Annotated in this window: 20 protein-coding genes; 4 read left to right on the top strand and 16 right to left on the bottom strand. The window is 56.5% G+C overall.

Features of this window, described 5'->3' with window-relative positions:
- The first annotated feature begins 36 nt into the window (after positions 1-36).
- Positions 37-1,437 carry a hypothetical protein gene (locus tag NH398_RS05735; protein ID WP_253017131.1) on the top strand — a complete coding sequence of 467 codons (1,401 nt, stop codon included), beginning with the start codon at positions 37-39 and terminating at the stop codon, positions 1,435-1,437.
- On the opposite strand, the gene NH398_RS05740 is transcribed toward NH398_RS05735, so the two are convergent.
- Positions 1,417-2,751 (bottom strand): Y-family DNA polymerase, encoded by a 1,335-nt coding sequence (locus NH398_RS05740; RefSeq protein WP_253017133.1) that lies wholly within the window; start codon positions 2,749-2,751, stop codon positions 1,417-1,419. The genes NH398_RS05735 and NH398_RS05740 overlap by 21 nt on opposite strands.
- 116 nt (positions 2,752-2,867) lie before the next feature.
- Here NH398_RS05740 and NH398_RS05745 point away from each other — a divergent pair, with 116 nt between their 5' ends.
- Both NH398_RS05745 and NH398_RS05750 read left to right on the top strand, forming a co-directional pair.
- Complete coding sequence (locus tag NH398_RS05745) at positions 2,868-3,218, top strand: hypothetical protein (protein ID WP_253017135.1); 351 nt, start codon at positions 2,868-2,870, stop codon at positions 3,216-3,218.
- A 248-nt stretch (positions 3,219-3,466) separates the two neighbouring features.
- On the top strand, positions 3,467-4,462 hold the full coding sequence (locus NH398_RS05750; protein WP_253017137.1) for a hypothetical protein: 996 nt from the start codon (positions 3,467-3,469) through the stop codon (positions 4,460-4,462).
- Between the two features lie 2 nt (positions 4,463-4,464).
- On the opposite strand, the gene NH398_RS05755 is transcribed toward NH398_RS05750, so the two are convergent.
- Positions 4,465-5,451 (bottom strand): phage late control D family protein, encoded by a 987-nt coding sequence (locus tag NH398_RS05755; RefSeq protein WP_253017139.1) that lies wholly within the window; start codon positions 5,449-5,451, stop codon positions 4,465-4,467.
- Positions 5,448-5,891, bottom strand: a complete 444-nt coding sequence (locus NH398_RS05760) for a phage tail protein (RefSeq protein WP_253017141.1) — start codon at positions 5,889-5,891, stop codon at positions 5,448-5,450. The genes NH398_RS05755 and NH398_RS05760 overlap by 4 nt, the downstream gene beginning before the upstream one ends.
- On the opposite strand from NH398_RS05760, the gene NH398_RS05765 reads away from it, so the two are divergent.
- Positions 5,890-6,375 (top strand): hypothetical protein, encoded by a 486-nt coding sequence (locus NH398_RS05765; RefSeq protein ID WP_253017143.1) that lies wholly within the window; start codon positions 5,890-5,892, stop codon positions 6,373-6,375. The two genes, NH398_RS05760 and NH398_RS05765, sit on opposite strands and share 2 nt — an antisense overlap.
- Here the strand turns inward: NH398_RS05765 and NH398_RS05770 are convergent.
- The 13 genes from NH398_RS05770 to NH398_RS05825 form a co-directional block, all read right to left on the bottom strand.
- Entirely contained in the window at positions 6,372-9,104 is a 2,733-nt protein-coding gene (locus NH398_RS05770) for a phage tail tape measure protein (RefSeq protein WP_253017145.1), read from the bottom strand. The genes NH398_RS05765 and NH398_RS05770 overlap by 4 nt on opposite strands.
- Positions 9,094-9,231, bottom strand: a complete 138-nt coding sequence (locus NH398_RS16725; protein WP_082051383.1) for a GpE family phage tail protein — start codon at positions 9,229-9,231, stop codon at positions 9,094-9,096. The genes NH398_RS05770 and NH398_RS16725 overlap by 11 nt, the downstream gene beginning before the upstream one ends.
- A gap of 26 nt (positions 9,232-9,257) precedes the next feature.
- Positions 9,258-9,566: a phage tail assembly protein gene (locus NH398_RS05775; RefSeq protein ID WP_139525405.1), complete on the bottom strand. Its 309-nt coding sequence runs from the start codon at positions 9,564-9,566 to the stop codon at positions 9,258-9,260.
- A 55-nt stretch (positions 9,567-9,621) separates the two neighbouring features.
- A complete protein-coding gene (locus tag NH398_RS05780) occupies positions 9,622-10,134 on the bottom strand; it encodes a phage major tail tube protein (RefSeq protein ID WP_044627860.1) in 513 nt (170 codons plus the stop codon).
- Positions 10,135-10,155: 21 nt separating this feature from the next.
- The gene (locus NH398_RS05785; RefSeq protein WP_253017147.1) at positions 10,156-11,340 is read right to left on the bottom strand and encodes a phage tail sheath protein; all 1,185 of its coding nucleotides are present in this window, start codon (positions 11,338-11,340) and stop codon (positions 10,156-10,158) included.
- Between the two features lie 176 nt (positions 11,341-11,516).
- The gene (locus tag NH398_RS05790) at positions 11,517-12,026 is read right to left on the bottom strand and encodes a hypothetical protein (RefSeq protein WP_253017149.1); all 510 of its coding nucleotides are present in this window, start codon (positions 12,024-12,026) and stop codon (positions 11,517-11,519) included.
- A gap of 374 nt (positions 12,027-12,400) precedes the next feature.
- Positions 12,401-13,129 carry a hypothetical protein gene (locus tag NH398_RS05795; RefSeq protein WP_253017151.1) on the bottom strand — a complete coding sequence of 243 codons (729 nt, stop codon included), beginning with the start codon at positions 13,127-13,129 and terminating at the stop codon, positions 12,401-12,403.
- A 94-nt stretch (positions 13,130-13,223) separates the two neighbouring features.
- Positions 13,224-13,943: a DUF4376 domain-containing protein gene (locus tag NH398_RS05800; protein ID WP_253017153.1), complete on the bottom strand. Its 720-nt coding sequence runs from the start codon at positions 13,941-13,943 to the stop codon at positions 13,224-13,226.
- A gap of 14 nt (positions 13,944-13,957) precedes the next feature.
- Complete coding sequence (locus tag NH398_RS05805; RefSeq protein ID WP_253017154.1) at positions 13,958-15,994, bottom strand: tail fiber protein; 2,037 nt, start codon at positions 15,992-15,994, stop codon at positions 13,958-13,960.
- Between the two features lies 1 nt (position 15,995).
- Positions 15,996-16,532 (bottom strand): phage tail protein I, encoded by a 537-nt coding sequence (locus tag NH398_RS05810; RefSeq protein WP_253017166.1) that lies wholly within the window; start codon positions 16,530-16,532, stop codon positions 15,996-15,998.
- On the bottom strand, positions 16,525-17,415 hold the full coding sequence (locus NH398_RS05815; RefSeq protein WP_253017168.1) for a baseplate J/gp47 family protein: 891 nt from the start codon (positions 17,413-17,415) through the stop codon (positions 16,525-16,527). The genes NH398_RS05810 and NH398_RS05815 overlap by 8 nt, the downstream gene beginning before the upstream one ends.
- Complete coding sequence (locus NH398_RS05820) at positions 17,412-17,753, bottom strand: GPW/gp25 family protein (protein ID WP_253017170.1); 342 nt, start codon at positions 17,751-17,753, stop codon at positions 17,412-17,414. Before NH398_RS05820 ends, NH398_RS05815 begins: the two co-directional genes overlap by 4 nt.
- On the bottom strand, positions 17,753-18,304 hold the full coding sequence (locus NH398_RS05825; protein ID WP_253017172.1) for a phage baseplate assembly protein V: 552 nt from the start codon (positions 18,302-18,304) through the stop codon (positions 17,753-17,755). Before NH398_RS05825 ends, NH398_RS05820 begins: the two co-directional genes overlap by 1 nt.
- Between the last annotated feature and the right edge of the window lie 14 nt (positions 18,305-18,318).

Genomic DNA, 18,318 nt, shown 5'->3' on the forward strand with positions numbered 1-18,318 from the left:
GCATAGCCTGTTTAAACGACAATATCGAGATTAACGATGATTAAAGTATTAAAATGCGCAGTTGCATTTTTTTTTGTTTTTTTCGCATGCTTAGCACTTGCGGAAAGTGGTGAGTCCAGCAGTGGGGGTTATGCAAAAGATTTCTTTTTGGCAATAATTGATGTTTTAAAGATTCCTGTTTCTATAGTGCTTACCTTGTGGTTGGTTAAAGGTAGGTTGCGGCTGTTTATAATGAAAGATCTTGTGGCTAAAAGGCTTAATGAGCTTGATGATATCAAGAAGAAAGTAAGAAAAAAAGCTTTGCATGCATTAAATGAAATCAATGATTTAGGCGAGATTCCCCCTCATGTTTTTATTGACGAAAGTGATTTGTCATTTGCGGAAGAGATGCTATCTGAAATAGAAGACGAAGCTGTTCACGCCGAGAGGGGGTTGGCATCGGTTTCGGTTATATCTAGTCGCTTTTTCAGTAACTTCAAAACTGAATATATGAGGTTTAACAGAAGAAGCGAAGGATCTTTCAAAGTTAAGAAGCTTGAGTTTTATTATTTGTTGCACAGCAGTGTTTCTTACATAGAGTTAAACGCTGCAAGGTCAATGGAAGTACCTAACGAGGTTTCATTTAGTGAAAAAAGTGAATTTGGCAATAAAGCCTGGCCATTGATAAAAAAATCTGGAGTTGGTGGGATTAATGGCGTTGATCAAGGCGCAACAATTACCCCATACGACTATCATTTCTCTCATTATTTTTTTTCTGTATTTGATTTTCATATATTGAATAATTTTTACTTAGCAAATAAAGTCTTTTTTTCAATGTTAAAGGACTGTAATATTTCTTATTTTTACTTCATTTTTAATGGTTGGTATGTGCCGAATGAGTTTTTTATGGATGAGAAGGCAGATTTTTTTAACCATAGAAGACACTTGAAATTCATTGCGGTGAAGCCTCAGATCTCATTAAGTGCGATAAATGAGGCGGATAAAGATCAGTTGGTTTTGTTTTACTCAAACCTAGATGCACACTATGTGTTTTTAAAGAACTCTAATGCCTCTGAAATTAGACAGTGTTTTGAAAAAGCTTTTGGGTTTCCTGCTGAAGAAGTGAGAGTGATGAGAGACTTAGAGGTGGTTAGTGTTACTGTGAAAAAAAGATACGCAGTTGCTTTATATAAAAGAAATGTCTTCAATATATCCTATAATGCATATTTAAACTCTGAGAAAGGTTTTTTTGAATTTGCACGTTCATCTATAAAGAAAGGCTCACCTCTAGCTTTATATGTTTTTTTAATGATGCTGTATAAGCTGCTGTGTTCATTTCTTTCGTTTGTTTTTTTAGTTTTCAAGAAATATTTTTTGCCATGTTACTTTTTTGTAAAAGGTCTGGTTTCTATTGTTTTTGCTAAGTTTTTTAAAATATTATTTAAACCACTCATTTGAGTTTATAGTAAAGTGTGTTTTTTTAGCCGCCCCCTCATCCGTATACGCCTTCATCAGCTCATCCCAACGCGTCGTATAGCGCGGGCTGCGGTTCGCGCAGCGTAGGTGCCAGGGGGCGTTCTTTTCCGGTAGGCCCAGGCGTACCGTGCCTTTTCCCATCTTCTCGTTCAGGGCGTCCATGGTGGCCATTAGCTTTTGGCTGCGTTGGCGTTCTTCTTCTGTTTGTGGCGTGTCCATCAGGCTGAGCTGTTGGCGGTGCTGGTCGGTGAGGTCGAGCATCATCACCCCGGCCTTTTTGTAGGCGTATTTAGGGCGGTAGATCTTGCGCAGCGCCTCTTGGGCGGCGTGGAGGATCTCGCGGGTGTCCTGGGTGGGGCGTTCCAGTTCCACCACCACGCTGGGGCAGTATTGCGGCAGGTCGGGCCGGAAGCGGTTGGTTTTCAGAAACACCATGACGGCACGCGCCAGGCTTTTCTGCTGGCGTAGTTTTTCGGCGCCGCGTTGGGCGTGGTGGCGGATGGCCCCTTGCAGGTCGCTGAGCTGCTGGGTGGTTTGGCCGAACGATCGGCTGGTCATGATGCGCTGTTTGGGTTCGTGCAGGTCGTTCATTTCCAGGCAGCGAATGCCGCGTAGTTCCAGCGCCGTGCGCTCTACGTTTACCGAGAACTTGCGCCGCAGGCGTTTGGCGTCCGCTTCGCGCAGATCCCAGGCGGTTTTGATGCCCATTACCTGCAGCCGCTCGTTCAGGCGGCGGCCGATGCCCCACACGTCGCCCACGTCGATTTGCTCCAGCAGGTGCCGCGCTTCGTCGCTGTCGGCGTGGAGGATGCACACGCCGGGGTAGCCGGGGTGCTTTTTGGCGATGCGGTTGGCGAGCTTGGCGAGGGTGTGGGTGGCCGCCACGCCTACACACACGGGAATGCCGGTATAGCGGCCCACTTTCCAGCGCAGGGTTTTAGCGTGGGCCAGCAGCGCCTCTGGCGTGAAGCCATCCATGCGCACGAACATTTCATCAATGGAGTAGGGCTCGACCCCGGCGGTCTCCTCCTCGAGCACGCTCTGCACCCGGTGAGACATATCGCCGTACAGCTCGTAGTTGGAGGAGTAGAGAATCACCTCGCCGCGTTCGACCAGGTGGCGCACATGATGGGCGGGCGTGCCCATTTCCACGCCCAGGGCTTTGAGCTCATTAGAGCGGGCGACGATGCAGCCGTCGTTATTCGAGAGAATGCCCACCGCCCGGCGCCTTAGCTTGGGGTTGAACACGCGCTCGCAGCTCACGTAGAAGTTGTTGCAGTCCACCAACCCGATCATGTCGCCTCCTTAACCCTTGTTAAATGCTGTTCGTTTATACAGTATTAGACATTAGGGAGGCGACAGGCAAACGCTAATATACGTCGCTGAATATGGAGCTAGCACAGGGCAACAGCATGCGAGTGACCTATTTGGGGCCTGCCGTGGTGGGGGTGGAGCACCCGGCGGTAGCGGAGATGGACCGGCGAAAATTTCCGCCGACCTGTTTTCTGGTGGAGATCAGCGAGGAGGCGCACCCAGGTGGGCCATGGATGGAAGGCGACGTGCTGGTGGTGGACGAGGCACGCTCGTATGGACACGCGGATCTGGTAGTGGCGGAGGTAGAGGGCGAGTACCGGTTATTCAAAACCCACCGCGTCGGCAGCCGCTGCCGCCTGTTGCCGCCCTCGGGCGGGGAAGGGTGCTTCATCACCGCGAAGCAGTTTCGTGGGGTGGTGGTCAGGCAGGCGAGGTGTTGGGCGTTGTAAGAAATGACTTACAGGTTTTGTAGTCAATAGCTTACATCATTGTCTGAGCGGATTTGTCATAGTGAGAGCGTCGCCTAAAAGCACGCGTTGCGGGATCGTTTCGCCAGAAGATTGCGGCACTGATACCCCCGGCCATGGAATGGCTGGGGGTATTAATCTGACTCCCGATCCAGATTGGTTCACGCGCTACCTGTGTGCTAGGTTATATTAAGAAAATATCCGTGAACCTAATACAGCTAGGGGTAGGGATGAGTAAGAGATTGGATATAAATTCTTATGAGCGTACTAGTGATATTCTTGAGATCGTAGATACTCAAACCCCTACCGCAGTGAATGCCAATAATTTTGTGGCACTGATAGGAGATTACCGCTTAAAAGATTCAGAACCTCATTTAAAGTGTTTTTGTGAAAAAAAGAAAAAAGATATATGTGGTCAAAATCACAGAAATGGATATGTTGTTGAGTTAACTGATGGAATCAAGTCGCTCCTTGGAAGTACATGCGTTAAAGATTTTGATCCAGAAGGTGAGCTAAGAAGGTCAGTGGTTCACTACGACAATAAAAAGCGGTTCTTTGAAAGAGTTAGGTATGTTAATCATTGTTTCTATGATAAAGAAAAGATTATAAATAAAATAGAAGCAGAAGCTCAAAAGATAAGTGGTGTGAATAAATATGTTTCTGATTTGATAAATTCTTTACCTTCTGGTGCTGTTTCAAAGCTACAGGAAATGGCTAAATCAGGTAGGCGATCTATAACTGTGGATGTTAGGAAAGTAGTTGAAGAAAAGAGCGAAGTCACAGGTAAAGTCGAGAAGGAAGTAAGTGTCCTCACGCATACATTGGATGAGGTTCAAGGGTTGAACATTTTTAACCATGCATACAGATTGAATCTTATTGATGAACTGGAGAGAAAGAAGGGTCTCATAAGTCGTTTGGAATACACTGAACACAATTCTTCAGCGAGATCCGTGGCAAAGCTGCATAATGAACTTTTAGAGATTGACCCTTTGTGTGAGCGAGTAAGGAGATACTGTTCAGAAAAAATTATGTTTGAGCATTCAGATACGAAATTTTTTATCTATCTAACATCTGATCACAGCGAAAGAGTTCAATTGTACCGGATGTGGAGCTTTAACAAGTTCGAGGCTCCTGTATCTCCATCTAAAGCAGCACAAAAAATATCAGAAGCTGATTCTGGGATAATTGAGCAGTTTAATGCGACGAATTTGATAATAGCTGCATAAAGCTAACCTCTTACCTCACACCTAACCACCGTCCCAAACCCTCCATCATTCAGCGAGTGCGTGACCTCGCTCACCAGCCAGGCCGTGGCGTCGATCTGAGGCTTGAAGCCCGTTAGCGTGAGCGGGGTTTCGGGCAGCAGGTCGGCGCGGCCTAGTGCCAGCGTAAGCTCAAACTCTGCCAGGCCGCGTTGGATGCGTTGCCATTCTGCGCGGGCGGCGGCTAGGGCGTCGTCTTCGGTGGCGTAGGTGGGGCGTAGCTGTTTGGCGTTCTCTTCCGTGCCTGCCAGAACGGTTTGGCGCTCTGCGCCTCGCGTGTCGTTCCAGTAGGCTTTCACGCCGCTGTAGGCGTCGCGGTCGGTCACGCTGTAGCGGTGCTGATCGCCGTCACGGCGGGTGAGGGTGATGGCGGGCATGGCACGGCCGCTGGCCGTTAGCCCTTGGCCGGCCACGGTGAACAGCATGCGCCCGGCTTTGATGGCGGCAATGGCATCGTAACGCTCGCCCAGGCGGGTGAGAAAATTCAGGTCGGATTCGTCGGTTTGGTCGATATGGCCAATGCGGATGCCGTTGAGCGCGGCGGCCACCACCGGCTCTAGGCGGTTGCGGCCTGCGATGGTGGTGACGATCTCGCCCAGCGTGACATCGTGCCAGCCCTGGGTGCGCTTGCCGGGCAGTTGGCCGCGCATATCCGCCGAGCGTGCGCGAATGGTGAGCTGGTCCGGCGTGCCGGTGTGCTGCACTTCATCCACCGTAAAGCGGCCCTTATCCACCAGCCCTTCCTCCCGCCACCCAAATGCCACTTGCAGCTCTGCCCCGCGTGGGGGAATGGAGAGCTGGCCGTCGTGGTCGGCCAGGGTAATGTCCAGCTGGTCGGCTTCCAGCCCGCGCTGTTCGCGCAGCGAGAGGCTGATTAAACGGCCGTTGATGCGTGGGGTGATGTCGATGCCATCCAGCGTGATGCGGTAGCTGGGCTTGGGGTAGGCATTCATACATAGCCCCCTGCTAACCGTGCCACGGCGGGCAGTGCCAAGCGGCCGATCAGGTCGGTGCGTTCGTCGTCGACGTGTTCCAGCGTGAGATTGAACTCGATTTTCTCTGCGGCACCATCACGGAAAAAGTGCGTGCTGGTTTCCTCTACCCGGGTTACCACCCATAGGCCGTACTGGCGGCCGGTGCCTTCGACCAGCGGCCAGGCGTTGCCTTGGTCGGCCATCTCGCGGATCTCATCTAGGCTAAAACGGCCGCCGGTGAAGGTGGGTAGCAGGGTGCCGCTGAGGGTGATGGTATCCGCCCCTGGGCCAGCAAACTGGTAAGCGGGCCGCTGCCCCACGCGGGATTGGCTGGGGTGCCGCCATTCGGTGATGCGTTTTAATTCCTGGTAGGGCACGCTACGGGTCTCAAATACGAACATGCCAAGGGCCATTAGCATGAAACATCTCCTTAAACGTTATCTAGGTTGGCAAGACGCTGATCGCCAGATTAAGCACCCCAAAGTGGAACTGGCGAGTAGGTTCTTGATGCAATGCTTGACGGGCTTGGTGGTGTTTTTAGCCTGCATCACTTTCCTTTCCAGGCACTTCTCGCCTACAAATGAAGTGTTTATGGAAATGGTCAAAAGCTTCGATGCTTCTACCTACGTGGCTATTGCCATGGTGATGATTGGCTACATCAAAATTCGCCATTCAAAAAGTTACCCTCTGGCCTTATCCGCATTGTTTTGCCTGCTCATGGCGGTCTCTTCGCAGTTGGTCAGTCTGATACCCACGGATATCGAGTTCGGCCCTTATAACTTTGCTAGGCGGACAGCGATTTATGGGCCAATCTCGCTGATGTTCATTTCGCTTTATGGCATCACCTATAACCTGGCTACTTTGGTGTTCCAGTCGGTTGAGAGTGACCAAGAGAAGCACTAATCCAAATCTCTCATTGACGAACGTTGCCGCGCCTGGGCGTCGCGCTGGGCGTTGGTGAGGGCGCGCTGCACTTCCTGCGCCACGTATTGGGCGAGCTGCTGTTCGTTCATGCCGGGGGCGGGCGTGACGTTGATATTGATATCGCCCATCGTGAAACCGCTGGTCTGGGGGCTTTGCGCCGTGAGCGGCGGCCTGTTATCAAACTGGATGGGCGCTTGCTGCTCGATGTTGGGCATCGCCACGGCGGGCAGGGTGGCCGCCCCGAGTGCCAGCCCGGCACCGGCGCGGCTCACGCGGCGGGCGATCTCTTGAATGCGCCTAGCGGGTTCGTCTCGCTGGGCGTCTAGCCCTTGGTTCAGGCCGTCCACCGTGTAGCCGCCTAGCTGGGTGAACACGCGGGAGGGGCTGTTGATATCCAGCACGTCGGCAAACCAGCTGCGCACGTTACCCGCAATGCCCATCACGCGGTCGCGTAGGTCGGCGAGTTTGCCGGTCAGCCCGCCGATTAACCCTTCGATGATGTTGGTACCAAACCCGGCGAATATACGGCTGGGGGAGTGGATGCCGAGGATCTCTTTGAACCAGTTGGCGATGCTGCTGGCGAGATCGGTAATCACCTGGCGCACGGTGCCGAGACCGTTGCGCAGCCCTACCAGCAGCCCATCAATCACCGCGCTGCCTAATGTGGTGAAGCGGGCGGGGATCTCGACGCCCAGCGCGGAAAGGGCGGTGGTGATGCCCCGATACAACAGCCCCAACGGCGACCAGTTCATCAGCAGCTGCGCGACTGCCCCTAGCCCATCACCGAACGCGGTTTTCACCTGCTGCCACAAGCCTTGGAAGAAGGCTTTGATGGGTTCCCAGTAGCGGTAGATGAGATACGCGGCGGCGGCGATCGCGGCCACCGCTGCGCCAATGGGGTTAGCCACCGCCAGCATGCCCACGGCGCGAATCACCCCTCCTAACCAGGTAAGTGCTTTACCCAGCATGAGCGCCTGCGGGCCGAGCATTGCCATGCCAAAGCGCACCATGGCGAAGGGGCCGAGGATGGAGGCGAGCATCAGCGTAAGCGCGCCGCCCGCTGCCACCAGCACCGCCACAAGGGCGGCGGCTTTGGCAAGGGTGCCTGCCAGCTTGGGGTTTTCGTTAATCCAGCGGCCGATGCCGCGAGTGATGGCGGTGACGTTCTGAATCAAGCCGCGCAGCGCGCCGTTGTTGGTCTCGGTGATCGAGATACCCACTTCATCCCAAGCCGATTTGAGCGATTTCAGGTCGCCGTCGATGTTGTCGGCCATGGTTTTCGCCACCCGGGCGTTTTCGCCGGCGGCGTTGGAAAGGATCTCGACAAACGCTTCGATGCCTTCGCTGCCTTGCTGGGCGATCAGTTCCGCCATGCCAGCGCCGGGTTCTTCGCCGAAGATCTCTTTTAGGTAAGCAGCGCGGTCGGCGTTGCCCATCGCTTCGGTGGCTCTTGCCACATCAGTGAGAATGCGGGGGATGTCGCGCAGGTTGCCTTCGGCGTCTTTGGCGTTCACGCCGAGGTCGGCCAGCGCTCCGGCGGCGGCCCCAGTGGGCGCGGCCAAGCGGGTGACCATGGCGCGCAGGGTGGTGCCTGCCTGGCTGCCTTGAATACCCACGTTACCTAGCAGCCCGGCCATGGCGGCGGATTGTTCCAGCGACATATTCATCGCCCGCGCTTGCGGGGCGACGTACTTCATCGACTCGCCGAGCATCTCTAAATCGACGTTGGCCCGCGTGGTGGTGGCGGTGAGCACATCGCCCACGCGGCCCATCTCGGCGGGGTCTAACCCGAAGCCGGAGAGAATGTTGGAGGAGATATCCGCCGTGCGGGCGAGATCCGTTTGGTTGGCCAGTGCCAGGTTGAGCATATCCGGCATGGCCGCTTGAATGGCGGCGGGGTCGAAACCGGCCATCGCCAGGTAGCCTTGGGCATCGGCGGATTGCCCGGCGCTAAAGGCGGTGGTGGCCCCTAGCTCCCGCGCTTGCTGGCGAAGCGCTGCCAGGCGTTCGTCGTCTCCTTCCAGGCGTGTGAGCGCCTGCACCCGCGACATGGATTCCCCGTATTCAACACCAGGGGCCAGCAGCCGTGCCCCGGCGTACAGCGCGGCACCGCCGCTGGCTACCATGCCTGCGCCGGTGCCGGCCATGCTGCTGCGTAGGCTCATGGCGCGGTCGTAGCGGCCACGCGCTTGGGCGGCGTTGCGCTGTTGTTCGGCCAGCCGTTTGAGCCGCTGACGCTGCTCTTCCACGGCGGTGTTGGCCTGCTGGATCTCGCTGGAAAGCCGGCGTTGATCGCGGGAGAGGTGAGCGGTGCTGACGCCGTTTTCGTTTAGTGTGCTGCGCAGCCGCTGAAGCTGCTGGCGTTCTTCATCCACCCGCTGGCTAAGCCTGCGCGCTTGGGTAATGGCCTTTTGCCGTTCGGCGCGCAGGGCGGCGCTGTCGCCCTGGTGGGTGTGCATTTGCTGCGAGAGGCGGCGGATGCGCTCTTGCTGTTCCCGCAGGGCGGTGGCGGTTTCCGAGGATTGCCGGGTGAGGGTACGAAAGGAGCTGACGTTCTTCTGCGTGGCCTGTAGCTGCTTTAAGCGGTCGCGGTTTTCACGCATGGCCTGGGACGCGGCCTGGCTGGCACGGTCGATGGCCCGCAGCGGGCGGGTGGCCCTATCCACGGCGTTTAAAATGACCTGCAGCTTGAGGTTGTTACCGGCCACGCTGGCTCCTGGTGTCGGTGGTGGTGCTACGTTTGCGCGCCCGTTCTCGCCAGGCCATGAGTTCGCGCAGGGTAAAGGCGGCGCAGTCTTGCGGGGTCCAGTGGAAGACGATGGCGAGATCCGCCATCGCGTCTTCTACCTGGTTGGGGAGGTTTATTCGCTCTCGCCCTTGGCCCGCTTCGTCAGCAAAAAACCGGCGATTTCACCGCCACACTGGACGAGATCCGCCGGGTCCATTTGGCGCACCTCGGTGGCGGTGAGCGATGGATTGGAGAGGCGCGGGATCAGGGTGATCAGCGCGTCGGTTTGCATCTGCAGCACATCGGCCAGCGAGACGCCGCGCAGCTCGCCGGAGGTGGGTTTGCGCAGGCGTAGCTCTGTGATTTCGGTCTCGCCCCGGGTAAGCGGGGTATCCAGGGTGATGGTGGCAGCGATGGCTTGGGTGACGGCAGCTTTGGTCATGAGAGTGTTCCTGGTGTTGGGTTAAGGGCAAAAGGAAGCGGGTTAAATGCCTGTGTTAAATACCCAGGCGCTGGCGGCGGCCCGCGAGGCGATCAACGCCGTTGACCTTGAACACGCCGTTCACCAGGTCGATCTCGATTTTCTCGGTGCCGTCGATGGTGAGCTTGTAGTAGCTGAGCGTGCTGGTGACCTGGTGCTCGGTGTTCTCGCCGGTTTGGGCGTCGCCCATATCGATCTCGGTGTGGCGGCCGCGCATGACCACCTCGACTGAGGAGGCGTCGTCGATGTCGTCGCGTTCGTAGCTGCCGGTCATGCGCAGCATGTCGGCGTCGATGCGGGCGGTGCCGAAGTTGTCGAACAGGCTTTCAACTAGCCCGCCTACTGTCCATTGCACGGTGAGCAGGCCGTCTTGGCCCATATCGATACCCACCGCGCCATCCATACCTCCGCCGCGCCACTCTTCGATTTTGCGGGTGAGGGTGGGCAAAGTGATCGACTGGACGATGCCCTGCCAGCTTTCACCATTGCTGAACAGGTTGAGGTCTTTGAGCTTTTTGGGGAGTGCCATGGGGGTCTCTCGCTAATCCAATCAGGCGGTGGCCGCGACGCGCTCGGCGAAATCGGCCAGGTAGGAGTCGGTGATGCGCTGCTGAAAACCGAGGTCTTCCAGCGGCGGTACCGGCGTGTAGTCGTAGTCGATGCGCAGCTTGCCGCTCTTGAGAGAGGTCTGGGTGTTGAGCTCCTCGTTCAGCCAGGCGCTGCCATCGACAATCAGCCCTAGGGTTTTCAGCTCGCGGAACTTGGCGTTTAGGCCTTCGATGATGTCTCGCGCTAGTGAGGCGTGCAGGGGCAGATCCACCGCCCACAGGTGCGCTTCGGCCACGGTGTCGGCGAGGATCTGGGCGGTGCGGGTGTAGTTCTCGAACGGGAAGAGGCTTTGCGGCCCGGCGCAGGTGCGCGAACCCCAGAAGCGGTAGCCGTTTTGGTTAACCAGGGTGGTGACATCGGCGGCGTTGAGCAGCCCTGCATCGGTGTTGGGGCTTTGCAGATCCCAAAACACGTCTTTGCTGATGCCGGTGACGCCGTTCACCGCCACGTTACTCAGGGTTTTGTGCCAGCCCACGGTTTGGTCGAGTTTGGCGCGCAGGCCCAGGGCGATAGCCACGGGGCTAATGTCCAGCGTTTGCGCGTCGTCGGTATCGAACGCTTGCCACTGGGGCCAAAGCACCATTAGCTCGCGGGCACCGAATTCATCTCGGTAGGCGATGACATCACTGGTGGTCTCGCAGCCGTGGGCGTACACGTAGCCAAAGGCGCGCAGCTGCTGCAGCACCGAGACCATGGCGGTGGCCACCGGCTGGGTGTCCAGGTAAGGCACACCAATAATGCGCGGCGTGACGCCCAGCTTCTGCTTGGCGGTCAGTAGCGCCTGCAGCCCGGTGCGCTGGCCTAGCTCGGTGGTGGTGCCAATCACGTTGGCGGTGGTTTCATCGGCGTCGATGCCTTCTTCTACCCGCACCACGACGATGATGGGCTTGGCCTGCTGACCAATGGCAGTGAGGGTGTCCTTTAGCGTGCCTTGGGTGCCCGCTTTGCCGATGGCGGTGTCCACATTGGTGACCAACGCGGGCTGGTTGAGGGGAAAGGTGGTGGCGTCCGCATCCGGCGCGGTGCAAACCACGCCGATGACGGCGGTGGAGACGGTGCGGATAGTACGCGTGCCGTCATTAACTTCCGCAACGCGCACGCCGTGGTGGAATTGGTCGAGTGCCATGGTGGCTCCTGCGCAGGTTCACTGTTCGGGTAACGAAAAGGGTGAATTCACGCAGGTATCGTGCGGGGGCTGAGGGGAGGGTGGTAGCGGTGGTGGGTGTAAGTGGGGTGGTTTACATAGTGGGTGTGAAGCAGGCATGAAAAAGCCCGCCGAGGCGGGCTGATTTTCAAGGTAAGTTAGATTTGATTACCATCATTAGGGTCACGTCGTTTAAAAATTTGCCCATACATATCGCAGTATTCTATTTCAATCTGTATACGTAACTTGGCTAGTTCAGCCCGCGTGTCATCAGAGCTTGTTTCTGATGTACATCTAAACCTTCCGATAGGCATAGCACCACCTTGCGGGATTACATGCCCTTTTTGGTAATCAATCCAGCCTAAAGGTTTAATATTTCCTTTCTCTCCAAGGTCATAGGCTACGGCCTTGAAAGCCTCGTCAATTGTTCCAGGGTAAGGCTTTCCTTCCTTGAAAATAGTGATCTTTGTTATTTCAGCTGGACCTAGACCACAATTGTGAAGTGCCACATCTCCGGTTCCAAACGCATCATCTGGAAATGTCATTTGGCTCATAATGTAAGGCCGAACAGATTGGCGAGCATGCTTTCGAGCCATAAACAAACCTATCGCTACGATTGCAGCATTTCCTAAGCCTACCGTTAATGCTACCCAGTCAGAAGCCGACATTACTTTTTCCCAATTACAGATGGAGTTACCAAGACTATGGACTAGAGCCGGCGTTCTTACCACATCACGAAAAAGAAAAATTCATTAATACAGTGCGGATAGGGCGTGTGCCTTCGTTAATCTCGGTCACGCGGATGCTGTGAAAACGGTCGGTCATGGCTTGTCTCCTGCGCAGGTTCAAGCGGGTTCATGGAGTACTGGCTGAGTGAAGCCCATGGTGTGGTGCTTGCGCGTGGGAGGGTAGCGGCGGGCGTTGTGCGGGAACTGGGGGACAATATTGTGTGAGAAGATCAGTGCGCGAGGCTAAGAGATTGAGCTATGTAACCTCGCGCCGCTGCTTTTATTAGGAACTACTTGGCAATTTTTTGGGCTTTTCAGAATTTTTTAACGAATTCAGGGAAGATGAGAATGTACACGTTCTTAAAGCCATTTTTATTTAACTGAATGTCATCTGAAAATGCGATACGTCCTGAGTTGTAGGCCCTGTTTGCAACCAAAAGAACTCTGACGTCATGCATGTGTTTTTTGTATTTGTCGAGGTTTTCTATTTTTTTATCGAGTTCTTTTTGAAAAAAGGATGCGCTAGGAGAGTGAACCCAGCCTACCCGGTCAGGTACGTACTCCCATTGGTTATAGTTCTTGAAGCGTGCGGGTAAGCGACGGATGTAAGCAACACATCCTCTGTGAATCTCTACTCTTTTCTGCTCAAGTTCTTCAATGTCCTTTGATATGGCGACCAATGTGTCAATGATATTCTTCTTTTGAGCTGTTTTACTTTTCTTTCCTTTGTTTTCTTTGTTTCTATTTATTCCAGAGAGTTTTACATTGATAGGGATGCTGGATTTTTGATAATAGTTTTCAGCTAATTGGGATAGATACTTCTTAGCATAGTTTTCTTTTTCTCTTAGCTTTGATCCTTCCTCTGAATTGTCGATGTTAATTTCTAAAACTTCGACACCAAAGGTATCGCCTTGGTGGGTGACGGTGAGGTCCGGCCATTCTTCTTCATTTTTTCCTTCTTTGATTTCCCATGCTTCACCCAGAAGAGAAGCGACTCTTTTGGCAAACAGTATTTCTTGGCGTTTTTGCGCTTCAGTGGTCATAGCAGCTCCCCGTTTCAGCAAGCAACGTTGTCAATTGTAGAGCCACCAATCTACTAATTCGGGAATGCTGAGGCTACTTAATTGATGTCATCAGTTAGGTTCGCCAAGATATGTTTATGATGCCTTCTTGGTCATGGGAATTTAGCGCAACCTGTAGCGCATCTTTAAGCTCCCAGCTCTGTTGATAAATTTGCTCAATATGCGCTAGAGCTGCCAGCGTCAACATGTCGATCTCGGCGGCGGTCAGCTCGCGGTTGACGTTGTCGCCGCCTCTGAACGTCAGCGTCGCGTCAGGTTGGCCTGCCGCGATCAAGCGCTGCGCTTTTGCTGACAGTCCTAATAGGTTGATCTGGTCTTGAGGGCGCGTTTGCACCACATCGATTTCCCCGTTGAAGTCGTACTCCAATCCCTTAGCAAAAGCGGCATCGCGGGCTCGGTCTAGCTCTTGGCGCTTGAGTTCGGCCAATGTTTCTAACGGCATGGGCGGATGGTCTACCAGGATCGGGCGGCCATGCTCATCGGCAGCGAGCTGCTGGGTCCCGTCGTGGTTGATCAATGCCTGGTGCTGCTCCGCGCTGATTTCGATGGCGTCTTCAGGCAGTCGGCAATCGGGATTGGGTACGGTGATCATCGGCGGTTCGATGGTGTCGTCGCGTACCTGGATCAATGGCGCGTCGCCTTCGCCCTGGTGGTCAGAGTCGGGCACCTCGATCATGGGCCATTCAAAGTCTGGGTCGATGATCGCGAGCGTGGGTTCACCAAAGAGGCGGGTATCGTAGAAGCTGTTGGTTGCCGCGCTGTAGAACGTTCTCATGCTCATTTTCTCCCTTAGTTGCCATATACCCAGTAGTTGAATGTTCGGTTACCCGACGACCCAGCGGCGGCGATGGTGATGCCGGTTTTTGAGATCTCGATGCCGCAGGTATCTTCCGTCGAGACTGCCGCCGAGACGCGGGTAGCCACGCCTCGGAAGGCGCGATTGGGAAACGTGGTGGGAAGCGCACTACTGGCGAATAGTGAACCAACGGGAATGGTAATAAACCCCCATTGCATGATCAGACCGTTGGGGAGTCGCGTCCATCCTGTGGGGGCGATGTCACCGGGAAACGCGCTATCGAGATTGCCCTGGTGATAGACCCTGTCGCTTCCCAAATTCAGCTCGGGATGGCGGGTTTCGCCGCCGGTGGCTGACATATTGATAACGCCATCGCGGACGTAGAAGCGCAGGCCGTGATCGGAGCCGAACGGTTCGTCGTAGTCGTTCAAGTAGGTGTAGCTGTTGAGCCGTAAGTGAGCGGCCCTGTCGCCCGAGGCTCTGAGGATGGAGCTGTCTACGCTTAGGGTGCGGTCGCCACTGAGGTTGCCACCACCCGTTAGCCCACTGCCGGTATTGATTCTGCGTGTTGCCCCTACGGCATCCATCACCTGGGCAGGCGTGGATGGCCGCATGAAGTCGGTGCCGTCGTCGCTGGCCGAGGTGTAGATGACCTGGACGTTGCTGTTTTTGGGGGTATAAGTGGAGCGAAAGAGCCGCGCCCACACATCACCCGATGAGTTGCGTTGCATGATGGTGGAGGGGTCGGGGTTCGCCGTTACCTCCACGTTGGGGATTCGTGACAGCCCCACGTCGTCTTTGGTTGTTCCTCTTGCGCGTAACGACGCCGTACCGGTTAGCCCTGAGCCATCGCCGACGAAACGGCCTTGGGCGTGTACATCGCCGTAAAAGTAGTGCTTGCCCGTGGTGCTTTGGTAGTGGGTGTAGCCGGTGTTGCGGTTGCCGATATCGACCGATCCGTTGCTCGCGTTACTGATTCTGAGGCCGTTGGTGGCTCCTTCCAGCGTGGTAGCCCCTGGCAGTTGTAGCGCGCCTTTGAAGGAGACTTCGCGGCCACGGTAGTGAAGCTCCATAGCGCTGAATTCAGGGATACCGGTATCGGGGTCGACTGTGCCCATGCCGATGTGGCCTTTGCCATCGCCGGTGTAGGTGAGGTGCATGGCGGCACCTCCCTTGTAGCCTGATTCCCCAATCGATACCCCGGCACCTTGGTCGGACCCTATGCCGCCGCTGGTGGTACTGTTGAGTGTGAGCCAGGGATTACTTTTGCTGAGGGTGAGATCCCCGCTCATGCTGTCGCCGCTGCGTTGCACGTAGCGGTCGTCGTGGTCGCCGCTTTGGCGGTGATCGTTCATCGCCTTGGCTTGCAGCACGGTCGCGGTGCTGTTGGAGGTGCGGCTAGCGGTGGTGCCCATGGTGGCGGAGGCACCCAGGCCTAAATTACTGCGCGCCTGGCTTGGGCTAGGAAGATCGCCCAGGTTCTGGCTTTTGGCCAGGCGGGTTTCAGCGTTGTCGTTGGCGGCCTTCACGGCACGAGGGGTGGCCGCCTGATGCTGCGCGCTACTGTCGGTGGCGTTGTTCAGGGTGACCACGCCGGGGGTTGTTAGGCTGGCAGGTGGGTTGCTAAAGCTGATATCGCCGAAGGTGAGCGAGGCGCTGGGCAGGTCGGCCAGGATGATATCGATGGTGAGCAGCAGCGTGGTGGGCCCCGACTTTTCGATGATGGGCGCAGGCTGGCTGTACACGGCGAACAGCGTGCCGTATTCGCTGATCAGGCCAATGCTATGCACGCTGTAGGCATCGGTGCCTTCATCTTTTGCGGTCACGCTGATGGTATCGTCGGCTACGACTTCGCCGGCGATGCTGCTGACCCGTTTGATCTCTTCGGGGAGTGCGGTGAGGGTTTTGCTGGGCGTGAAGACGCTGCTGGAAAACGCGACATGAGTAATGGTCACCGGGCCGGTGCCCGTGTGGTCGGCGTTGATGAGCTCGGCCCGCCCGGCATTCGTAACGGTGATGTTTAGTGCCATGTTATTCCTCGACTTGAAGGCGACGGTAGAGCGTGGGGCGGGCGGCGGCATATAGGCCGATGCTGCCTTCGGCGGCAATGCCCGCCACCAGGTTGAAATGGCTGCGCACCGGCTTTACCCGCATGACTTCTTCAACGATGTCTTCCTGTAGCTCGGCAGCGTTGTTATCGGCGCGCACGGTCAGTACGAGCTCGAAGGTGTGGGGCTGGCCTTTGGGTTCGGTTTGCCACCATTCACGGATGGCGACGCCTGCACCAAACGACTCCACGACACGACGAACGGATTGCACGCTTCCCCGGCGGCGGTGAATGTCTACTGCCTGGCGTATGCGCTGGCGTTTGATGGCTTCAGACCAGTAGGGCTTCCAGGCGGCGACGCCGAGCGACCACGCGAGCCATGGCAACAGCGGTGCAGGGCAGGTATCCGGGTTCCATAGCTCGCGCAGCGGCGTGGGTATGTCCGTTATCCGCACGGTGATTTCCGCCGTGCTGCGCTCTAGTGGGGTGGCGTTAGGGGGTAGCAGGCTTTGGTCACTCATCGATGCCTCCATCGGTGAGTTGGAGCTGAGTGCAGTAAGCGGCCTGTTGTCGGTTGACGGTGATACTGGCGGTGGGGCTGGCCATCTCTACCCGTTGCACACCAGGGCGATGCAGCGCGGCGTATAGCCCTGAGAGCGTGATGTCTTTACCCAGCCGGTGCTGTTCGTTGGCGTAGCGCTGGGCCATTTGCTGCGCTTCAGCCAATACAACTTGGCTGTCGGGGCCGGGGTAGAAAAACAGCGTGGCCTGAATGGTATAGGGGAGAATCTCGGCGCTTTGTACCGTAACAAAGTCGGTCAGCGGGCGTACTTCCTCGGCGCTGACGGCTTGGTCGACGGTGGTGAGCAGCGCCTGGTTGGCTGTGCCGTTACCTTCCCTTGAGAGCACCGTGACCACCACTTCGCCCGGCTGCTGGCTAGTCGCACTGGCATCAAGCACTTGCCCGGAAGCGGAGAGGGCGTGGTAGATGTACGCGCCTTCCGGCCCTGCGGTGGATAGCCCTTGAAGGGAGAGCAGAATACGGCGGCGAAAATCCGGGTCTTCCTCATACGTGGGCGGTGCTGGGGGAATAGCGTCGGGATCGCCGGGGTGGGTCTGCAAGCGTTTGACGTTGAACAGCGCGCCCAGGTTGTCGAGATCTTTCTTAGCGGCATAGGCCAGCATCACCGCCCGGGCGGCTTCATTGACGCGCTGCCGAACGAGCAGCTCCCGGTAGGCGGCAACCTCCAGAATTTTATAGATGGGGTCGGATTCGGCCGGTACGTCAAACGCGGGGTAGCGCTGCTGTAGGTCGGCCATGAGCTCGGCCAGTATGACTTCGTAGTCGATGGCTTCGACGACGGTAGGAACCGGTAGCTGTGAAAGGTCGATAGCGACGCTCATGGGGCGGGCACCTCTACGCTAATACGCTTGCCGTTATCCACGCGCCGAGCGGTGATGATCAGATCGAACCGGCCAGGGCGTTGGGTGGAGACCTGCCGAGTGACTTGCTGCACGCGAATGCGCGGTTCCCACTTCATTAGGGCCACCACCGTGGCGGCGTAGGCGCGCAGGGCGGTGGGGCCGTTCAAGGGCTGGTCGATCAGTTCCGGCAGCAGCGAGCCGTACTCGCGGCGCATCACCCGGGAGCCGATGGGCGTGGTAAGAATATCCGCCACGGATTGCTGAATATGGGCCAGCGAATCTAGCCGGCGGCCGGTGTGTGCGTTCATGCCTGCCATTAGATTGGCCCTTGGGTGTTGGCGGGACCGGGCTGGATGCCGCTATGGGCGTGGTCGTGCCCCACGTTTTTGCCGTTGTGAGTCAGGCCGCCGCCTTGCTGCTGGTAGCCGCCTTGCCGGTTGAGCTCGCCGGTATGCTGGATGTTGCCTTGCCAGGTGGTGCCGCCGGGTGCGCTGATTTCGATGGCACCGGGCAGGCGAATGCGCAGCACGCTGTTGGCGTGGTCGTACTCGAACAGCCCTTCATCGGGGAAGAGCCTGCGCCACAGCGTGGCGACCTCTGCCGGGGCGGGGTGCGCGTTGGAGCACAGCCCACACAGCACTACCCCGGCGGCGGGGTCACCGCCGGGTGAAAACAGGATGACTTGCTCGCCTTGGGTGGGCGGGTCCCAATCCCGCGTGGTGCCTGCGCGGCCTTCGATCCATGGCAGCCAATCGGTTAATAGCTCGCCGGTTTTGACGCGCACGCGGGCAGCGCGGTGGTCCACCTCGGCGATGGTGCCGAGGCGGATCAGGTTGTGCAGCAGGCGGAGGAGTTCGGGAATGTTCATAGCCGCTATCCTGC

Source organism: Halomonas sp. CnH100-B, from assembly GCF_024124605.1.
Taxonomy (GTDB): Bacteria; Pseudomonadota; Gammaproteobacteria; order Pseudomonadales; family Halomonadaceae; genus Vreelandella.

Excerpts from the sequence above, each read along its gene's own strand:
- NH398_RS05820 (WP_253017170.1), bottom strand. The coding sequence starts at position 17,753 with ATGGCAGGCATGAACGCACACACCGGCCGCCGGCTAGATTCGCTGGCC.
- NH398_RS16725 (WP_082051383.1), bottom strand. The coding sequence starts at position 9,231 with ATGGCGGATCTCGCCATCGTCTTCCACTGGACCCCGCAAGACTGCGCC.
- NH398_RS05745 (WP_253017135.1), top strand. The coding sequence starts at position 2,868 with ATGCGAGTGACCTATTTGGGGCCTGCCGTGGTGGGGGTGGAGCACCCG.
- NH398_RS05785 (WP_253017147.1), bottom strand. The coding sequence starts at position 11,340 with ATGGCACTCGACCAATTCCACCACGGCGTGCGCGTTGCGGAAGTTAAT.
- NH398_RS05765 (WP_253017143.1), top strand. The coding sequence starts at position 5,890 with ATGAAACATCTCCTTAAACGTTATCTAGGTTGGCAAGACGCTGATCGC.
- NH398_RS05810 (WP_253017166.1), bottom strand. The coding sequence starts at position 16,532 with ATGAGTGACCAAAGCCTGCTACCCCCTAACGCCACCCCACTAGAGCGC.
- NH398_RS05805 (WP_253017154.1), bottom strand. The coding sequence starts at position 15,994 with ATGGCACTAAACATCACCGTTACGAATGCCGGGCGGGCCGAGCTCATC.
- NH398_RS05735 (WP_253017131.1), top strand. The coding sequence starts at position 37 with ATGATTAAAGTATTAAAATGCGCAGTTGCATTTTTTTTTGTTTTTTTC.
- NH398_RS05790 (WP_253017149.1), bottom strand. The coding sequence starts at position 12,026 with ATGTCGGCTTCTGACTGGGTAGCATTAACGGTAGGCTTAGGAAATGCT.
- NH398_RS05825 (WP_253017172.1), bottom strand. The coding sequence starts at position 18,304 with ATGAACATTCCCGAACTCCTCCGCCTGCTGCACAACCTGATCCGCCTC.
- NH398_RS05780 (WP_044627860.1), bottom strand. The coding sequence starts at position 10,134 with ATGGCACTCCCCAAAAAGCTCAAAGACCTCAACCTGTTCAGCAATGGT.
- NH398_RS05760 (WP_253017141.1), bottom strand. The coding sequence starts at position 5,891 with ATGCTAATGGCCCTTGGCATGTTCGTATTTGAGACCCGTAGCGTGCCC.
- NH398_RS05775 (WP_139525405.1), bottom strand. The coding sequence starts at position 9,566 with ATGACCAAAGCTGCCGTCACCCAAGCCATCGCTGCCACCATCACCCTG.
- NH398_RS05740 (WP_253017133.1), bottom strand. The coding sequence starts at position 2,751 with ATGATCGGGTTGGTGGACTGCAACAACTTCTACGTGAGCTGCGAGCGC.
- NH398_RS05815 (WP_253017168.1), bottom strand. The coding sequence starts at position 17,415 with ATGAGCGTCGCTATCGACCTTTCACAGCTACCGGTTCCTACCGTCGTC.
- NH398_RS05800 (WP_253017153.1), bottom strand. The coding sequence starts at position 13,943 with ATGAGAACGTTCTACAGCGCGGCAACCAACAGCTTCTACGATACCCGC.
- NH398_RS05755 (WP_253017139.1), bottom strand. The coding sequence starts at position 5,451 with ATGAATGCCTACCCCAAGCCCAGCTACCGCATCACGCTGGATGGCATC.
- NH398_RS05750 (WP_253017137.1), top strand. The coding sequence starts at position 3,467 with ATGAGTAAGAGATTGGATATAAATTCTTATGAGCGTACTAGTGATATT.
- NH398_RS05795 (WP_253017151.1), bottom strand. The coding sequence starts at position 13,129 with ATGACCACTGAAGCGCAAAAACGCCAAGAAATACTGTTTGCCAAAAGA.